This window comes from Erwinia aphidicola (assembly GCF_024169515.1).
Lineage (GTDB): Bacteria > Pseudomonadota > Gammaproteobacteria > Enterobacterales > Enterobacteriaceae > Erwinia > Erwinia aphidicola.
Map to the genome: position 1 here is coordinate 2,474,906 of NZ_JAMKCQ010000001.1, position 17,211 is coordinate 2,492,116.

At 56.4% G+C, this 17,211-nt stretch carries 13 protein-coding genes; 12 read left to right on the forward strand and 1 reads right to left on the reverse strand.

What is annotated here, in order from left to right:
• The first annotated feature begins 32 nt into the window (after positions 1–32).
• From J2Y91_RS11500 to J2Y91_RS11545, 9 genes are all read left to right on the forward strand, one after another.
• Entirely contained in the window at positions 33–491 is a 459-nt protein-coding gene (locus tag J2Y91_RS11500) for a hypothetical protein (protein WP_133624649.1), read from the forward strand.
• 21 nt (positions 492–512) lie between these two features.
• Positions 513–2,444, forward strand: a complete 1,932-nt coding sequence (locus J2Y91_RS11505) for a type VI secretion system Vgr family protein (protein WP_133624647.1) — start codon at positions 513–515, stop codon at positions 2,442–2,444.
• Positions 2,441–2,875, forward strand: a complete 435-nt coding sequence (locus J2Y91_RS11510) for a DcrB-related protein (RefSeq protein WP_133624645.1) — start codon at positions 2,441–2,443, stop codon at positions 2,873–2,875. Before J2Y91_RS11505 ends, J2Y91_RS11510 begins: the two co-directional genes overlap by 4 nt.
• A 3-nt stretch (positions 2,876–2,878) precedes the next feature.
• Positions 2,879–7,435: an RHS repeat-associated core domain-containing protein gene (locus tag J2Y91_RS11515; protein WP_133624643.1), complete on the forward strand. Its 4,557-nt coding sequence runs from the start codon at positions 2,879–2,881 to the stop codon at positions 7,433–7,435.
• Positions 7,436–7,447: 12 nt separating this feature from the next.
• Entirely contained in the window at positions 7,448–7,882 is a 435-nt protein-coding gene (locus tag J2Y91_RS11520) for a hypothetical protein (RefSeq protein WP_133624640.1), read from the forward strand.
• A gap of 708 nt (positions 7,883–8,590) precedes the next feature.
• The gene (locus J2Y91_RS11525; protein ID WP_133624638.1) at positions 8,591–10,282 is read left to right on the forward strand and encodes an RHS repeat-associated core domain-containing protein; all 1,692 of its coding nucleotides are present in this window, start codon (positions 8,591–8,593) and stop codon (positions 10,280–10,282) included.
• Positions 10,283–10,705: a hypothetical protein gene (locus tag J2Y91_RS11535; protein ID WP_133624636.1), complete on the forward strand. Its 423-nt coding sequence runs from the start codon at positions 10,283–10,285 to the stop codon at positions 10,703–10,705.
• Positions 10,706–10,821: 116 nt separating this feature from the next.
• A complete protein-coding gene (gene tri1, locus J2Y91_RS11540) occupies positions 10,822–11,910 on the forward strand; it encodes an ADP-ribosylarginine hydrolase Tri1 (RefSeq protein ID WP_301292099.1) in 1,089 nt (362 codons plus the stop codon).
• Positions 11,911–12,434: 524 nt separating this feature from the next.
• Positions 12,435–12,722, forward strand: coding sequence for a hypothetical protein (locus J2Y91_RS11545; protein WP_133624633.1), 288 nt, complete (start codon positions 12,435–12,437; stop codon positions 12,720–12,722).
• Between the two features lie 120 nt (positions 12,723–12,842).
• Here J2Y91_RS11545 and yghU read toward each other — a convergent pair whose 3' ends face one another.
• On the reverse strand, positions 12,843–13,694 hold the full coding sequence (gene yghU, locus J2Y91_RS11550) for a glutathione-dependent disulfide-bond oxidoreductase (RefSeq protein ID WP_133624631.1): 852 nt from the start codon (positions 13,692–13,694) through the stop codon (positions 12,843–12,845).
• Between the two features lie 132 nt (positions 13,695–13,826).
• On the opposite strand from yghU, the gene J2Y91_RS11555 reads away from it, so the two are divergent.
• From J2Y91_RS11555 to osmY, 3 genes are all read left to right on the forward strand, one after another.
• Entirely contained in the window at positions 13,827–14,465 is a 639-nt protein-coding gene (locus J2Y91_RS11555) for a DNA-3-methyladenine glycosylase I (protein ID WP_133624629.1), read from the forward strand.
• Positions 14,466–14,585: 120 nt separating this feature from the next.
• On the forward strand, positions 14,586–16,175 hold the full coding sequence (gene prfC / locus J2Y91_RS11560; protein WP_048914744.1) for a peptide chain release factor 3: 1,590 nt from the start codon (positions 14,586–14,588) through the stop codon (positions 16,173–16,175).
• Between the two features lie 344 nt (positions 16,176–16,519).
• Complete coding sequence (gene osmY, locus J2Y91_RS11565) at positions 16,520–17,134, forward strand: molecular chaperone OsmY (protein ID WP_048914745.1); 615 nt, start codon at positions 16,520–16,522, stop codon at positions 17,132–17,134.
• Positions 17,135–17,211 lie beyond the last annotated feature (77 nt).

The window sequence follows — 17,211 nt, forward strand, 5'->3', positions numbered from 1 at the left end:
GTTGTGCTGCTGACCCGGGGAAGGAGGGCAATATGGAAATTTTTCTCAGATGGGCTGGGGTGACGGTATTTACCCTGTTGTCCTGGCGATATCTTTGGAATGGACGGGATGAGTTTAGTGGAAAAGAGTGGGGGCTGACCCTACTGAAGATGGTGGGCCTGCTGGTCGGTTTCACTCTGGCAATGCTGATTTTAAGAGGATTACACGAGATCTGGCCGGTTATCGATCGGCGGCTCGCCGTCACGATCGTCGTGCCACCCTGCATGTCACTGTTAGCCATACAGATGAACAAAATATTGATAGCCGCCCTGCATACGATCTTCGCGCGAATCCTGCAGTTTCATCAAGTCCACAACACGGCGGAGAATTACCGCAAATTATCCTCATCCCGATACGGCTCCGTCTCCGATCGGGTGTGGTTTATCAAATGGCTACTGACCTTTAATGTTGTGCTGATGCTTTACGGTATTTGGTTTGGCATCCATCCATGATTACGAATCGGGAAGTTATCTATGTTTGACCGTATTACCGCCACCACCCCCGCCGGAGACGGCACCCTGCAGTTCTGGAAGCTGGAGGGGATGGAAGTGGTCTCGCGCAGCTTTGAGCTGACCGTGACGCTGCTCAGCACCGACGCGCGCCTTGACCGCCGGGCGATGCTCGGCCAGCCGATCACGCTGACCATTCCCACCACCGCGCTGGCCGCCGCGCCGCGCTACCTCAACGGCAAAATCACCTCGGTGAAGGTGCACAGCGCCGACCTGAACGGTACGCGCTACGCGGTGTATACCCTGGTGATGGAGTCCGACCTGTGGCCGCTGAAGCGCGACCGCAACCAGCGCATCTTCCAGAACCAGCGCCTGCCGGACATCATTAAAACCGTGCTCGGCGAGTACGGGGTCAACGTGGAGGACAGGCTGGCGGGCGACTACCGCACGTGGGAGTACTGCGTGCAGTACCAGGAGAGCAGCTACGACTTTATCTCGCGCCTGATGGAGCTGGAGGGGATCTACTTCTTCTTCCGCCACGACGCGGAGCAGCACACGCTGGTGATGTTCGACGCGCCGCAGCAGCACCAGCCGTTCGCCGGGTATGAGGCGATCCCCTATCACGCCACCGCCTCCGGCGGCTCGACGGATGAAGAGGGGATTGGCGCATGGTCGATAGCCGAGCGGGTCACGCCGGGCATCTACAGCCTGGACGACTACGACTTCCGCAAGCCGAACGCGTGGATGTTCCAGGCGCGGCAGAACCCGTCGTCGCCGCAGCCGGGTAAGATTGACTACTACGAGTGGCCGGGGCGCTTTGTTGAGCACAGCCACGGCGAGTTCTACGCGCGCATCCGCCAGGAGGAGTGGCAGGCGGAGCACCAGCGCATCGACGCCAAAGCGACCTCGACCGGCATCGTGCCGGGCTGCACCTTTACGCTGAGCAACCCGCCGTTCGCCAGCGACGCCGACGACTACCTGATCCTCAGCGCGCTGTACCACTTTGAAGAGAACAGCTACGCGTCCGGCGGGGGCGAGAGCAACCACACGGTGTGGCTGACGGTGATCCCGTCCAGTACGCAGTTCCGCTCGGCGCAGCGCACCGCGTGGCCGCGCACCCACGGTCCGCAGACGGCGAAGGTGGTGGGGCCGCAGGGTGAATCAATCTGGACCGACAAATATGGCCGGGTGAAGGTGAAGTTTCACTGGGACCGTCACGCGAAGGGCGACGACACCAGCTCGTGCTGGGTGCGCGTGTCGAGCGCGTGGGCGGGCCAGGGTTTCGGCGGGGTGCAGATCCCGCGCGTTAATGACGAGGTGGTGATCGACTTTATCAACGGCGACCCGGACCGGCCGATTATCACCGGGCGCGTTTACAACGAAGCCAGCATGCCGCCGTGGGCGCTGCCCGCCGCCGCCACGCAGATGGGCTTTATGAGCCGCTCAAAAGACGGTACCCCGGATAACGCCAACGCCCTGCGTTTTGAAGATAAAGCGGGTGAGGAGCAGCTGTGGGTGCAGGCCGAGCGCAATATGGACACCACCGTTAAAAATGATGAGACGCGCTCGGTTGGCGGTAACCAGACGCTGGCGGTGGCAAAAAGCTTTGACGGCAAGGTGAGTGGACTCTACAACCATGCCACCCAGCTGAACCGCAGCGAGCTGGTGGGCGGCGATTACAGCCTTGATAGCCAGGGCGCGATCCTGCTCTCTTCAGGTCAGGGCATTCGCCTGCTGAGCGGCGACAGCATGCTGATCCTCGACCCGAACGGCACTATCTCGCTGCAGTGCCTTAACTTCCAGATAAATGCCTCGCAGCAGGGCGAGATCAATACCGGCGGTACGCTGGATCTCAACGTCAAGCAACCCGCGCAGGCCGCCCCGCAGCAGCCAACCCCGGCGGATATCACCGCCAAAGTGAAGGATGCCTTTAACAACTCAGGGAGCAACTCATGAGCCAGCCAGTCGAATATCACCTGTCGGAAGGCACCCTGACGCTGCCGGAAGTGGCGCAGGATCAGAGCGTGACCATTCTGCGCCTGCCAGCAAGCCGCGCCACGCTGGTGCTGACGCGCGCGTGGGAGGTGAAAGCGGGCGACGAGCAGGCTTTTATCGACCAGCAGATTGCCAAAGTTAAGCGAGATATGAAGAAGTTCTCCGGCGATGAGCCGCAGGAGAGCCATTTCGGGCCACTGCCCGCCCGTGAAATCACTATGCGCTTTGAGACGCAGGGCGTGCGCGTGGCGCAAAAACTGCTGGTGGCCATGCTGCCTACGCATCTGCTGGCGGTGACGTTTAGCTGCAGCGGCGAGTTCGATGCGGCGGCGCTGGCCGTCTGGGAGGGGATCCGTCAGGGATTCACTCCGTTGCCGGGCGGGGAGGCGTAAGCGATGGCGGATGAGTTAATCGCAGCGCGCATCGACGACCCGCTGGTCCACAGCTCGCTGCTGGGGGACTTCGCCGCCGGGCTGGTGGAAGGCGCGATCTATCTGGCGGTGTTCTCCGCCGGGGCGGCGATGGCCGCCAGCGGTGTCGGCGTGGCGATTGGCGCCGCGCTGGTGGTGGGGGCGATGGTCAACGGTTTTCCGGAGCGCATCGGCAGCATGGTCAGTGACGCCGTTGATGGCCTGCTGGATACCCTCGGCATGCGTGGCCCGCCGGATGCGCTGATTACCAGCGGTTCCGATAACGTGCTGATGAAGGGCAAAAAAGCGGCGCGTGCGGCGGGTAAAGTCGACCATGATTTTCTCAACGCCCCGGCCCCGAAAGCGGAAGATGAGCCGGGCGCGCTGGCGATTGCTATGGCGATGGCCACCAGCGTGGCCGATACCGTGCGCCATCCGGGGGCTTTTCTCAGCGCACTGGGCGAGAGTATCAGCAGCATCAACGCCGATTCGGTAGGTAACTTCTTCAAAAACGTCGGCCAGGATATTGTGCAGCCGACCGTGGCCAGCGCCAGCCCTTATGCGACCCCGGCGGATAAAGATACCGTGGCGTGCAGCAAAGGGCATATGGCGGAGAGTGAAAACTTTCTTGCGGAAGGCTCAAAGCGCGTACTGATTAACGGCCACCCGGCGGTGCGCAACGGTCACCGCAGCACCTGCGAGGCGAAGATAGAAGTTGCTGACGACCCGCGCGTGCGCATCGGCGGCGACAGCATCGTGGTGCGCGACATCCGCAGCGGTAAAAATTTCCTCGCCTACTTTGCCGGCAACCTGATTGGCGGTGGACTCGGCAAGGAGCTGGGGCAGCTGGGCGTGCAGATGCTTGACCGCTCGGTCAGTCGCCTGATGGCGCGCCTGGCGGTGCGTAAAACCGCCTGCGCCATCGGCGGTGAAGCGGTGGGGAACGCGGCGGCGGCGGCTGTTGGCAGGCTGGCGCAGAACGCCATGGCGACCGCGCACCCGGTCAATATTGCGCTGGGGTCGAAGATCCTCGCCGGGCAGGAAGATCTCGACTTTGTGCTGCAGGACCGTATCCCGCTCTACTGGCAGCGCATCTACCATAGCCGCAACCGCGCCAGCGGGATGCTGGGCAGCGGCTGGATGCTGCCGTTTGAGACCCGCCTGCTGCGCGTGCAGGCAGCGGACGGTACGCTGCATTTTCTCTGGCGCGATATGTCCGGGCGCGAGCTGGGGCTGGGCGAAGTGCGCCCAGGTGATGTGATCCAGTTCCATGAAGATGGCTTTACCCTGTACTGCACCCTGCAGGGCGTGGTGGTGATGCAGACCGCGCAGGGGGAGTTTTTCCTCTACGAGCCGGACCCGACCCGCGAAGGCGAGTGGCGCATTGCGCGCCAGTACGATCGCCACGATAACTGCCTGCACTTCAGCTGGAACGACGCCGGGCAGCTGGTCTCCATCGCCAGCGACAATGAGGCGCTGGAAGTGCGCCTCAGCTATGAGAATGCTCACGGGCGGCTGGAGGCGGTGCATCAGCAGGTAGACGGCGCGCCGCAGCTGCGGGTGCGCTATGCCTACAACCCGCAGGGGCAGCTGATTGCGGTGCAGGATGCGGACGGCATCACCACCCGCTGCTTTGGCTGGGATCGCGCCAGCGATCTGCTGGCCTCGCACAGCTACGCCACCGGCCTGACGGTGGCGTATCAGTGGCGGCCCGCCGCCGACGGCGAGAACTGGCGCGTCAGCGAATATCAGGTTCTCGATGGCGAACAGAGCCTTGAGCACTGGCTGATCGATGCGGATGAACAGGCGCGCAGCGCCACCGTCACCTGCCTTTCAGGGGGCAGCAGCGAGCATCGCTGGGATGCGCTGTACCGTATTACTCACTATACCGACAGCTACGGCGCGGAGTGGCGTTATCGCTGGGCGGTGCAGGGCGAACTGCTGCTCAGCACCACCGGCCCGCAGGGTGAGCGCTGGGAGTATGGCTACGACGAGCGCGCTAACCTGACGCAGGTGAAAGATCCGCTGGGGCGCTCGACGCTGACCGTCTGGCACCCGGTGTGGGCGCTGCCGGAGCAGGAGGTCATGCCGGACGGTGCCGCCTGGCAGTATCAGTACAGCGCGCTGGGCGATGTGGTGGCGGTAACCGATCCGCAGGGTGCCGTGACGCGCTATCAGTGGAACGCGCAGGGCGACCTGACCTGCACGATTGATGCGCTGGAGAATACGCACCGCTACGCCTGGGATGAGCGCGGCCAGCTGCTGCATGACGAGGACTGCTCGGGCTACCAGAGCCACAACCAGTATGATGCCGCCGGACGGCTGGCAGCCCACACCGACGCTGCCGGTAACTGCACGCGCTACCGCTGGAGCGCGGCGGGCCGTTTGCAGCGGCTGACCCGCCCGGACGGGCGCGAGACGCTTTACGAGTACGATGCCGCCGGGCTACTAATCGGCGAGAATATTGACGGCTTCAGCGAGCGTAAGGTAAAACGCAACGTGCGCGGGCAGATTGTCAGCGAGATCAGCCCTGCCGGGCACGTCACCCGTTACCAGTACGATCGCTTTGGCCGCATGACCGGATTGATCAACGCCAACAGCGACCGCTGGCAGTTTGAGTACGACAGCGGCGAGCGCCTGCTGGCGCAGACTGACTACGCCGGGCGGCGTAAGCGCTATCGCTATGACCAGCAGGGCCAGGTGGTTGAGATAACCCAGCAGCCGCTGCTGCAGGCGGGCGAAGCGCTGGCCGCACACAGCACAAAGATGGAGTATGACGCGCTGGGCCGCATTACCGCCCGGCAGACGGCGGAGCACCGCACCGAGTACCGGTACCAGCCGCGTGGCATCACGCTGCGCAAAGTGGCGCTGGCACAGTGGCAGCAGGCGCAGTCTGCGGGCCAGGCGGTAGCGTGGGCGGAAGAGCTGAACTTTACCCGCGACGCGCTCGGCAACCTGCTGAGCGAGGAGAACCACGGCGGCCTGTGGCAGTATCAGTATGATGCGCTGGGCAACCTCAGCCAGAGCAGCCGCCCCGATGGTCGGGCGCTGAATTTCCTGCGTTACGGCAGCGGGCACCTGCTGCAGCTCAACCTGCAGCACGCCGGGCAGAACGAGGAAGTGACGGCTTATCAGCGCGACGCGCTGCACCGCGAGATCGTGCGCAGCCAGGGCGCGCTGAGCCTGGAGACGCGCTATGACCGCGTCGGGCGCATTGTGATGCGACGCAGCCCGGTGCTGGAACGCCGCTATCAGTGGGACCGGCTTGACCAGGTGGCGCAGCAGACGCTGATTAACGGCGTCAGCGCCGACGGCGAAGCGCCGTTTGCGCAGCAGCGCTTTGGCTACGATGCCGAAGGGCAGGTGACGCGCAGGCTGCGCCCGCAGCAGGAGGAGCGCTTCCACTACGACCCGGCGGGCAACCGCACCGATGCACCGGGGCAGGTGGTGTGGCACAACCTGCTGCAGCGGCTGAAGGGGGCGCGCTGGCAGTATGACGGCTTTGGCCGCCTGACGTGGCGCCGCGCCGCGCGCGACGGCGTGGAGCAGCATTTCGCCTGGGACGACGAGCACCGCGTGTCGGAGGTGACCCTGAGCGGCCACCGCGAATTCAGCCGGGTGGCCTACCGCTACGACCTGCTGGGGCGGCGCACGCAGAAGATCCTGCACCGCCACGGCGAGTCCCCGGATGATGCCGAGATTGTCACTTTCCACTGGACCGGCCTGCAGATGGTCGGCGAGCAGAGCAGCCGTCAGCCTGCGCGCAGCACGCAGTATATCTACGCGGAGGGCGGCTGGGAGCCGCTGGCGCGGGTCGACAGCGTGGGCGAGAGCAGCGAAACGTACTGGTATCACAGCGAGCTGAACGGCCTGCCGGAGCGCATGACTGACCAGTATGGCGAGGTGGTGTGGCAGGGGAGTTTCTCCACCTGGGGGGAAACGGAGCGCGAGAGCAGCCCGCGCGGGCTTAAGCAGAACCTGCGCTTTCAGGGGCAGTATTTTGACGCGGAGACCGGGCTTCACTACAATTTATTCCGCTACTACGACCCGGTAGCAGGGCGGTTTACCCAGCTGGACCCGATAGGGCTGGCGGGAGGGCTGAATACCTATGCTTATGTGCCGGACCCGCTGACGTGGGTGGATCCGCTGGGGTTAGCATCTTGTCGACTAAATAATATGGGAAGGACTCCAAGTAAAAATAGCAAGACTGGTAGAGAAGTTATTGAGCGAATGCGTAGTGAAGGCCGTATTCGGGGTACAGGTGATAGAATGCAATTCAAGAGTTCAACAGATAAAAGATGGTATAATATCAAAGATGCCGATATGGCTCACTTAACAGATGCGGTTAAATATTGGAATCAAAAAGGTGGTTATTACGGTCCGAAATCTAAAGAAGTTAGAGCATTTATGAGGGATTCCATGAATTATGAACTGGAATATTATGGTCACAACCGTTCTCAAGGTGCAAGATTATCTGATAGATATAAAACCCCAAGTGATTTTATTGGCGCGGCAGAAAGATCACAATACTTTTTTAATTAAGGTCGATATATAATGAAAGAACTTGCTGTGGAAAATAAAAAGTTGGAAGAGGAAATAGTTGCTATAGTTGAGAAAGGTAATGAGTTTCATGATGTTAAATCTTATGAACGCGCGTTAGGTGAGTATAAAAAAGCTTGGGAATTGATTCCTGAACCCAAGCTGGATTGGGAGATTGCCGGTTGGATTGCAGCATGTATATATAGTGCTTATTTTGATATGGCAGCCTTCACAAATGCTAAAAAATGGGCGGAAGTTGCATTGCAAACTCGAGGGTCAGAAATTGATACTGCGCCTATAATGGATCTTGGAATGGTCTGCTTTGAGTTAGAGGAGTATGATGAGTCATTTAAATACTTCGAAGATGCTTACAGCTATGGTAAAGCCCGTGCTTTTAAAGAAAGGCCCAAGAAATATCTCGATTTTTATTTGTCAAAAAAAAATAACTGAAGTAAAGAATGGTCGGAATAGTTGTTGTTTTTTCGACCATAGTTTACTTTATGTTCTGTTAATATTTTATCTTGTAAAATCTTAACCAACGCTTTGCCTGGCATAGTGCTAATTTACAGTGCTGCCCGGCCAAGCTGTTTAGTGTCAATTAATTCGCCCCTAGAGGTAGCTCAAAGCTATTTTTTTATCTATTCCAGATTAATATATATATGAGCGTCTGCTTTCAATGGAATTCGCTAAAAAGCTGCATCTTTAAAAGTTGATTTTATTTATTATTTATCATGGTCTTTATTTGTGTTAAGTCACTCCTTTCCAAGGGGGTAATTTAATATCAGCATCTTTGTTACGAATAGACTAAGGGGTTAACCCGCTGATGGTTTACTGTGAGTTATGCGAGCTGAGCCTCATTTGCATTCCACCTGAACAATTAATCTTTCCTATTAAATATTTATTATAATTGGCTGGCGGATAAGAATCTTTGTTATTCCAGCCAACATCCCTTTATAAGCATCAGCGGCGCGTTATACGCAGAGGTTTGGTCAATTGATTTATGTTATTTGCCCTTTTACTCAGCTAATTGAATCTTAATCTACATCTCTTACTGCTTGGTGTGGGCGTGAGAAATGAACGTTGTTCGCTGTGCGTCCGACATATTAATAGACCAATACCGATTACGATTATCAGCCGCGTGGCATCACGCTGCGCAAAGTGGCGCTGGCACAGTGGCAGCAGGCGCAGTCTGCGGGCCAGGCGGTAGCGTGGGCGGAAGAGCTGAACTTTACCCGCGACGCGCTTGGCAACCTGCTGAGCGAGGAGAACCACGGCGGCCTGTGGCAGTATCAGTATGACGCGCTGGGCAACCTCAGCCAGAGCAGCCGCCCCGACGGCCGGGCGCTGAATTTCCTGCGCTACGGCAGCGGGCACCTGCTGCAGCTCAACCTGCAGCACGGCGGCCAGAACCAGGAAGTGACGGCTTATCAGCGCGACGCGCTGCACCGCGAGATCGTGCGCAGCCAGGGCGCGCTGAGCCTGGAGACGCGCTATGACCGCGTCGGGCGCATTGTGATGCGGCGCAGTCCGGTGCTGGAACGGCGCTATCAGTGGGACCGGCTTGACCAGGTGGCGCAGCAGACGCTGATTAACGGCGTCAGCGCCGACGGCGAAGCGCCGTTTGCGCAGCAGCGCTTTGGCTACGATGCCGAAGGGCAGGTGACGCGCAGGCTGCGCCCGCAGCAGGAGGAGCGCTTCCACTACGACCCGGCGGGCAACCGCACCGATGCACCGGGGCAGGTGGTGTGGCACAACCTGCTGCAGCGGCTGAAGGGGGCGCGCTGGCAGTATGACGGCTTTGGCCGCCTGACGTGGCGCCGCGCCGCGCGCGACGGCATGGAGCAGCATTTCACCTGGGACGACGAGCACCGCGTGTCGGAGGTGACCCTGAGCGGCCACCGCGAGTTCAGCCGGGTGGCCTACCGCTACGACCTGCTGGGGCGGCGCACGCAGAAGATCCTGCATCGCCACGGCGAGTCACCGGATGATGCCGAGATTGTCACTTTCCACTGGACCGGCCTGCAGATGGTCGGCGAGCAGAGCAGCCGTCAGCCTGCGCGCAGCACGCAGTATATCTACGCGGAGGGCGGCTGGGAGCCGCTGGCGCGGGTCGACAGCGTGGGCGAGAGCAGCGAAACGTACTGGTATCACAGCGAGCTGAACGGCCTGCCGGAGCGCATGACTGACCAGTATGGCGAGGTGGTGTGGCAGGGGAGTTTCTCCACCTGGGGGGAAACGGAGCGCGAGAGCAGCCCGCGCGGGCTCAAGCAGAACCTGCGCTTTCAGGGGCAGTATTTTGACGCGGAGACCGGGCTTCACTACAATTTATTCCGCTACTACGACCCGGTGGCAGGGCGGTTTACCCAGCTGGACCCGATAGGGCTGGCGGGGGGGCTGAATACCTATGCTTATGTGCCGGACCCGCTGACGTGGGTGGATCCGCTGGGGTTGAGTGGTTGTAATCTTGGAATTGTATATCGTGGCGATAAACGTCATCCGAATATAATTTTTTCAGAAGGATTTAAACCACTAGGTGATAGTAATAATTTATTCTTGCACGCTTTGGATAATAAAAATCCGCCAAGTAACTTTATAAGTACATCATTGGATATGGATCGATCGATTGATTTTGCTTCTATGTATAATACACCTGGGTTCCTATATTCAATAAAAAGACCTGTTAATGGGGTTGATGTTAATGGTACGCTGGGAGTAAACAGCCCTTATCCTCATGAGGTAGAAATTGCAGTCCCTGGGGTAATTAAACCTGAAGAAATTCTTGGTGTGACACCAATCAATGCTGATGGTAGTTTTGTAGGTTTCAGTTTTATAAATCCTGTGAGGTTATAGATGGACGAGAATTATGATGTGGTAAGGGATGTGATAGTATATTGTAATGGTGTAAGGGAAAGCGTAAAAATAAAGTTAAACTTGAGGCGTCCTTGTTATCTGCATTTTTCACGTAGCAATGGTTTTACCTTTAGTGCAGGCGGCGAAGATTTTTTTGAATGTCTTTGTGAATTAAGAAGAGCTCTGAAAGATGTTACATTCTTATGTAAGGGCGCGAAGCTAAGTGTTTACCCATCAAGAATGATGCGAGATATGGCTATGGGACTAAAGGCCTATGATCACAAAATTGGCAAGCCTGCTACAAAGATGGATGAAGTTGATATATTTGATTATGAAGATTTCAATATCACGAATAACCCAAGTGATCAAGATGTTTTCTGGAAAGAGTGGTTGGATTTTTTAATGAAAAAAAACGGTTGCTAATCCTTAATATTTAATTGAAATTATAGAGATTTATATCTATGGTGGATTTTTTTTGAAAGTTATTTTGAGTGTCCTATCGAATTAAACAGCCATAATAGGCAGAGGGGAGCATTTTGATGGACTTACGCCAATCTTACCCTTCACTTGCTTACCATGTAGAAGAGCATTATCTCCGCTACTGTCCACCTGAGTATCATTCTTCTTTAACAGAGAGCGGCGATCTGCAAGTAGACTACACTGACTGGCTAAGCGGGCGAAGAGCGTTGCCGCATTGGTTAGGTAATGTTGTTCCGTATGGTGATGAACTACAGTTGTTGGACCGTGCCAAAGGCTCTCTAGTCGGTCTGGCGGTAGCGGACGCAGTCGGTACCACATTAGAATTTTTGCCACGAGATCTGCAGCACGTTAGCGACATAGTTGGCGGTGGTCCTTTCCGGCTTAAGCCGGGGGAGTGGACTGATGATACCTCAATGGCGCTGTGCTTGGCTGAAACTTATATTCAAGCGGGACACTTGGATATAACGTCGTTTCGTAATCGGTTGGTGAACTGGTACCACTTTGGGGTCAATAGTGCTAACGGTGTATGCTTCGACATTGGGAATACTACACGCTATGCGTTGGAGCAATATCTAGATAAGGGGCCATCCTGGTTCGGTAATACCGAATCAGATACAGCAGGTAATGCTGCGATCATCCGGCAGGCTCCGGCGGGGATATTTCAGCGTCATTCTTTGCTGCGCTCACTCTATGACGGTGAGAAGCAGGGGCTGGCTACTCATGGTGCCATAGAGTCACTGGATGCCAGCCGTCTTATGGCATATATACTTTATCAGTTACTTAACGGGGCTGATAAGGCAAAGGCGCTGTCTCCTGCTATGCTGCCGTTGAATGCCCGTTGCGCATTGATCAATGCCGGAGAGTATAAAAATAAGCAACGCGATGAAATCCGCTCCAGCGGATACGTGATCGATACGCTGGAGGCCGCATTATGGGCCGTTTGGCAGACTGATAATTTCCATGATGCAGTACTGCTAGCCGCTAATCTGGCAGATGACGCTGACAGCGTAGCTGCAACAGCAGGTCAGATAGCGGGAGCTTTATATGGTTATAAAGGTATTCCCGAAAGGTGGCGAGAAAAGCTGGTTGAAGAGCCACGCATTTGCATGATTGCCGAACAGTTATTCCTTTCCGGACCTAAGGTTTAATGCAAGCGGAGAATCCGCATCAGGCAGCTTATTTTTACTTACTGGCTGCATTTGCAGTCCCAGTTTATCAAATACCCTCGCGTGGTGGCGTTAAAACAGCTGCTTTTTCTCCAGGCTCACATGCTGCTTGCAACTCAGCCACATTTCACCACCGCGCCGGCTCTCTGCCATTTATTGGCCCAGCGCAGCATAATTACATATGATGCTTTATTGATAGCCGGGTCTTATTACATAAGCATCTTCATCCGTGCGTCCTATCAGGACTAAATCGATACATCACAATAGTATACTCATCCCTGGAAATAATATAGCGATGACTTTTTCAGGGGTGATCGTATTTTCTCCTGCTTTCCATGTCAAAGCGAAAAATCAGGTGAGGAGGGATGCTGACAGGGATATTCACACTCAGGAAGGCCCTTTTGTCAAACAGTTACATTATTAGAAATGCATAAATAATATGATTGAGGTGTGTGATAATTTACATGAATATCTTTTAATAACCTTTATAGCAACAAGGATAGCTAATGAACGATAAAAAAATCAGCAGCCTGGTAATATACAAACTGATGCTGATAGGCTTTGGGGTATCAATAATGGTATTGTCCACCATCATTGGCATAGCCGGTATATTCGGTGCAGGCGTGGTGAAATTTAACGATAAACTCATTACGGGTATTGCCGCATTACCTGTTTCTCTGTTTAGTGGCCTGCTCATCACGGTGGGATTTACTGCTTTTTTTGGTACCCTGGCTTTTATCGGGCTGTGGTTATATAGCAAAGTCAGGCCGCTTAAAATAAAAGTCATTGATTAATCATCTTATCGGTAAGCACGATATCCCACTCTATACGGCACGGGCGGTATCTCTCCGTGAGGCTTAAGACGAAATGCCGGTGGGATTGGGCGGCCTGGCTCAGGCCGCCCTCTGCCGCTCTTACAGCCCCAGCTTAGCAAAGTCCTGCGCGTCGTGGCGCTCCGCCAGCTGCTCGTTCTCCGGGCCCCAGGTGCGGTTAACCACGCGGCCGCGTTTTACCGCCGGGCGGGCTGCCACTTCGTCGGTCCAGCGCAGCAGATTTTTGTACGATGCTGCATCAATAAACTCCGCCGCCTCATACATCAGCCCCTTCACCAGCGCGCCGTACCACGGCCACACCGCCATATCGGCAATCGTGTAATCATCCCCGGCAATATAACGATGCTTCGCCAGCTGCTGGTCGAGCAGGTCGAGCTGTCGCTTGGCTTCCATGGTGAAGCGGTCGATAGCGTATTCGATTTTCACCGGTGCATAGGCGTAGAAGTGGCCAAAGCCACCGCCCAGGTAAGGCGCAGCGCCCTGCAGCCAGAACAGCCAGTTCAGCGTTTCGGTGCGCGCTGCCGGGTCTTTCGGCAGGAAGTGGCCAAACTTCTCGGCGAGGTAAAGCAGGATAGCGCCGGACTCAAATACGCGGGTACCGGGAACGGTGGTGGTGTCGAGCAGCGCCGGGATTTTCGAGTTCGGGTTCAGCGCGACAAAACCGGAGGAGAACTGGTCGCTGTCGCCGATGCGGATCAGGTGCGCGTCATACTCCGCGCCCTGCACGTTTAACGCCAGCAGCTCTTCCAGCAGGATAGTCACCTTCTGACCGTTCGGCGTGCCCATCGAATAGAGCTGTAGCGGGTGCTTGCCGACCGGCAGCTCGGCGTCAAAGCGCGCACCCGCAGTCGGGCGGTTGATGCTGCCCCAGGTGCCGCCGAGGGCTTTGTTTTCGCTCCAGACTTTTGCTGGCTGATACTCTTTATCGCTCATAATTTACACGGCCTTATTAAGTAGTGATGGAGTAAACGTAGTTGAACAGGGTGGTTTATGCGATTAGGTATAGCATTGCGTGCGCGTTGGCGTTTACCCTCAAAGAGCACTGTTAAACAAGGAGAGCGTTAAATGGATAACGTGGATCTTGCCGCTTCAGGGCTGACCCTAAGCGCAGACGGGCGCACCTGCTGTGCCTGGCAGCCTGCCATGCCGCATTACCACGATAGCGAGTGGGGGCGGGTGGTGGTGGATGACATCCTACTGTTTGAAAAAGTGTGCCTGGAAGGATTTCTCTCCGGCATGTCGTGGAAGATGATTTATAACAAGCGCGATAACTTCCGCCGGGCGTTTGCCGGCTTTGATTTTCGTCAGGTGGCGCGCTTCGACGATGAGGATATCGCCCGGCTGATGGCGGATAAGGGCATCGTGCGCAACCGCGCTAAAATCCTCTCGACCATTAATAATGCGCAGCGGGCCATCGAGCTGGTGGACGAAGCGGGTTCGCTGGCGGCGTGGTTCTGGCAGTTTGAGCCTGCGGCGGACCAGCGCCCGGCGCAGGTTGACCTGGCGTACTGGCAGACGGTGAAAACCTGCCCGGAAGCGCAGGCGATGTCAAAAGCGCTAAAAAAACGCGGCTGGACGTGGGTGGGGCCGGTGGCGACCTACTCGCTGATGCAGGCGCTCGGGCTGGTGAACGATCATCTGGCAGGCTGCTGCATTCGGGCCGAGTGCGAGGCCGAACGATCGGCTGCGATAAGACCGTCCTGACCGTTGTTTACGGCGTTTGTCGGCCATTCGGCTGAATAAGCGCCGTTGTTCATTGTTTCTCACGCCGGGATCGGCGAAAATGCCGGCCATTAATGATTTATCATCTGTAGAAGAATTTTCATGTCAAATGCACCCTTTATGCAAGAGGTGGCTCGCCGCCGCACTTTTGCCATCATCTCGCACCCGGATGCCGGTAAAACCACCATCACTGAAAAAGTGCTGCTGTTCGGACAGGCGATCCAGACCGCCGGTACGGTAAAAGGCCGCGGCTCCAACCAGCACGCCAAGTCCGACTGGATGGAGATGGAAAAACAGCGTGGTATCTCCATTACTACCTCGGTGATGCAGTTCCCCTATCGCGATAGCCTGGTCAACCTGCTGGACACTCCGGGGCACGAAGACTTCTCCGAAGATACTTACCGTACTCTGACGGCGGTGGACTGCTGTCTGATGGTGATCGACGCCGCGAAAGGCGTTGAGGATCGTACCCGTAAGCTGATGGAAGTGACCCGTCTGCGCGACACGCCGATCCTGACCTTTATGAACAAGCTCGACCGTGACATCCGCGACCCAATGGAAGTGATGGACGAAGTTGAGAGCGAACTGAAAATCGCCTGTGCGCCAATCACCTGGCCAATCGGCTGCGGCAAGCTGTTTAAGGGCGTTTACCACCTGTATAAAAATGAAACCTACCTGTACCAGACCGGTAAGGGTCATACCATTCAGGAAGTGCGCGTGGTTAAAGGGCTGGATAACCCGGAGCTGGACGCCGCCATCGGTGAAGATCTCGCCGGGCAGCTGCGCGATGAGCTGGAGCTAGTGCAGGGCGCATCGCACGAGTTTGACCGCGAGCTGTTCCTGGCAGGCCAGCTGACCCCGGTGTTCTTCGGGACTGCGCTGGGTAACTTTGGCGTTGACCATATGCTCGACGGGCTGGTTGAGTGGGCGCCATCGCCGATGCCGCGCGATACCGATCTGCGCACCGTCACCGCTGCCGATGAGAAATTTACCGGCTTCGTGTTTAAGATTCAGGCCAACATGGACCCGAAACACCGCGACCGCGTGGCGTTTATGCGCGTGGTGTCCGGTAAATATGAAAAAGGCATGAAGCTGCGCCAGGTGCGCACCGGTAAAGATGTCACCATCGCCGACGCGCTGACCTTTATGGCCGGTGACCGTTCGCACGTGGAAGAGGCCTATCCGGGCGATATTATTGGCCTGCACAACCACGGCACCATCCAGATCGGCGACACCTTTACCCAGGGTGAGAACATGAAGTTCACCGGTATTCCGAACTTCGCCCCGGAGCTGTTCCGCCGCATCCGCCTGCGCGACCCGCTGAAGCAGAAACAGCTGCTGAAAGGGCTGGTGCAGCTGTCTGAAGAGGGCGCCGTGCAGGTGTTCCGTCCGGTCCACAACAACGATCTGATCGTGGGCGCGGTGGGTGTCCTGCAGTTCGACGTGGTGGTTGCGCGCCTGAAAAGCGAATACAACGTGGAAGCGATCTACGAAGCGATTAACGTCTCTACCGCCCGCTGGGTAGAGTGCAGCGACGCGAAGAAGTTTGATGAGTTCCAGCGTAAGAATGAAGTTAACCTGGCGCTCGACGGCGGCGATAACCTGACCTACATCGCGCCAACCATGGTGAACCTCAACATTACCCAGGAGCGTTATCCTGACGTGGTGTTCCGTAAAACCCGCGAGCATTAATCTTCCCAGGTCCGCCCCTACTGTAGGGGCGGACCTTGTTTTTCGGTCCGCCCGCCGGCCAGTGCCAGTTTGTAATAAGGGCCGTTCGAAAAAAAGATCGGCCCCTACAATCTACAGACTCCTCCTAAACAACCTCTTTTCTGCTGCTTTATCCATCAATTCAACTACTCTCCCCGGTGAAATCCTGATTACCGTCTATATTCATTTCTACAGGACGCAAAATATGCGGCGCGGTTGCTGCAACGTTCACGGGCTAAGCTCCATCTGGCCGACAACTACAGCCACGCCGTTTGTGGCTGAAAAGCTCACCGTTGTGAGTGGTACTAATCAAAAGGAACGAATCGATGATCAACACTAAGATTGCAAAAACTCTGATGGCGGTAATGGTAGGTTCGGTACTGGCTGGTGGCTCTGCGATGGCAGCGGACACTATGACGGGCAAAGCGGAGTCTACCGCCGACAGCGCGGGTTCGAAAATCGATAGCTCAATGAAAAAAGTCGGTGGCTACATGGACGACAGCGGCGTAACGGCGAAGGTGAAAGCAGCCCTGGTCGATGACGAAGCGATTAAAAGTACCGATATTTCTGTCGAAACCCACAGTGGCGTTGTCACTCTGAACGGCTTCGTGACTTCCCAGGACCAGGCCGAGAAGGCTGTAGCGGTCGCGGGTAAAGTTGAAGGCGTGAAATCGGTTAGCGACAAACTACACGTAAAAGACAGCACTAAGCAGACAATGAAAGGTTACGCTGGAGATACGGCAACAACCTCTGAAATTAAAGCTAAACTGTTAGCAGATGACATCGTACCGTCACGTAATGTGAAAGTGGAAACCACCAATGGCGTGGTGCAGCTGTCCGGTACGGTGAAAACGCAGGCGCAGTCAGAACGCGCTGAAGGTATTGCCAAGGCCATTGATGGCGTGAAAAGTGTTAAAAACGATTTAGTGGTTAAATCGTAATTACCCGGCGGCCTTCGCTCTGCGGGGGCCACCACTGTCACACCTGCAAAGAATAACGTTCAGCCACAAGCCGTGAG

Bases quoted from the DNA above. Each gene is read 5' to 3' on its own strand.
- J2Y91_RS11515 (WP_133624643.1), top strand. From the start codon at position 2,879: ATGGCGGATGAGTTAATCGCAGCGCGCATCGACGACCCGCTGGTCCAC.
- J2Y91_RS11535 (WP_133624636.1), top strand. From the start codon at position 10,283: ATGGACGAGAATTATGATGTGGTAAGGGATGTGATAGTATATTGTAAT.
- yghU (WP_133624631.1), bottom strand. From the start codon at position 13,694: ATGAGCGATAAAGAGTATCAGCCAGCAAAAGTCTGGAGCGAAAACAAA.
- J2Y91_RS11500 (WP_133624649.1), top strand. From the start codon at position 33: ATGGAAATTTTTCTCAGATGGGCTGGGGTGACGGTATTTACCCTGTTG.
- osmY (WP_048914745.1), top strand. From the start codon at position 16,520: ATGATCAACACTAAGATTGCAAAAACTCTGATGGCGGTAATGGTAGGT.
- J2Y91_RS11520 (WP_133624640.1), top strand. From the start codon at position 7,448: ATGAAAGAACTTGCTGTGGAAAATAAAAAGTTGGAAGAGGAAATAGTT.
- prfC (WP_048914744.1), top strand. From the start codon at position 14,586: ATGTCAAATGCACCCTTTATGCAAGAGGTGGCTCGCCGCCGCACTTTT.
- J2Y91_RS11555 (WP_133624629.1), top strand. From the start codon at position 13,827: ATGGATAACGTGGATCTTGCCGCTTCAGGGCTGACCCTAAGCGCAGAC.
- J2Y91_RS11510 (WP_133624645.1), top strand. From the start codon at position 2,441: ATGAGCCAGCCAGTCGAATATCACCTGTCGGAAGGCACCCTGACGCTG.
- J2Y91_RS11545 (WP_133624633.1), top strand. From the start codon at position 12,435: ATGAACGATAAAAAAATCAGCAGCCTGGTAATATACAAACTGATGCTG.
- tri1 (WP_301292099.1), top strand. From the start codon at position 10,822: ATGGACTTACGCCAATCTTACCCTTCACTTGCTTACCATGTAGAAGAG.
- J2Y91_RS11505 (WP_133624647.1), top strand. From the start codon at position 513: ATGTTTGACCGTATTACCGCCACCACCCCCGCCGGAGACGGCACCCTG.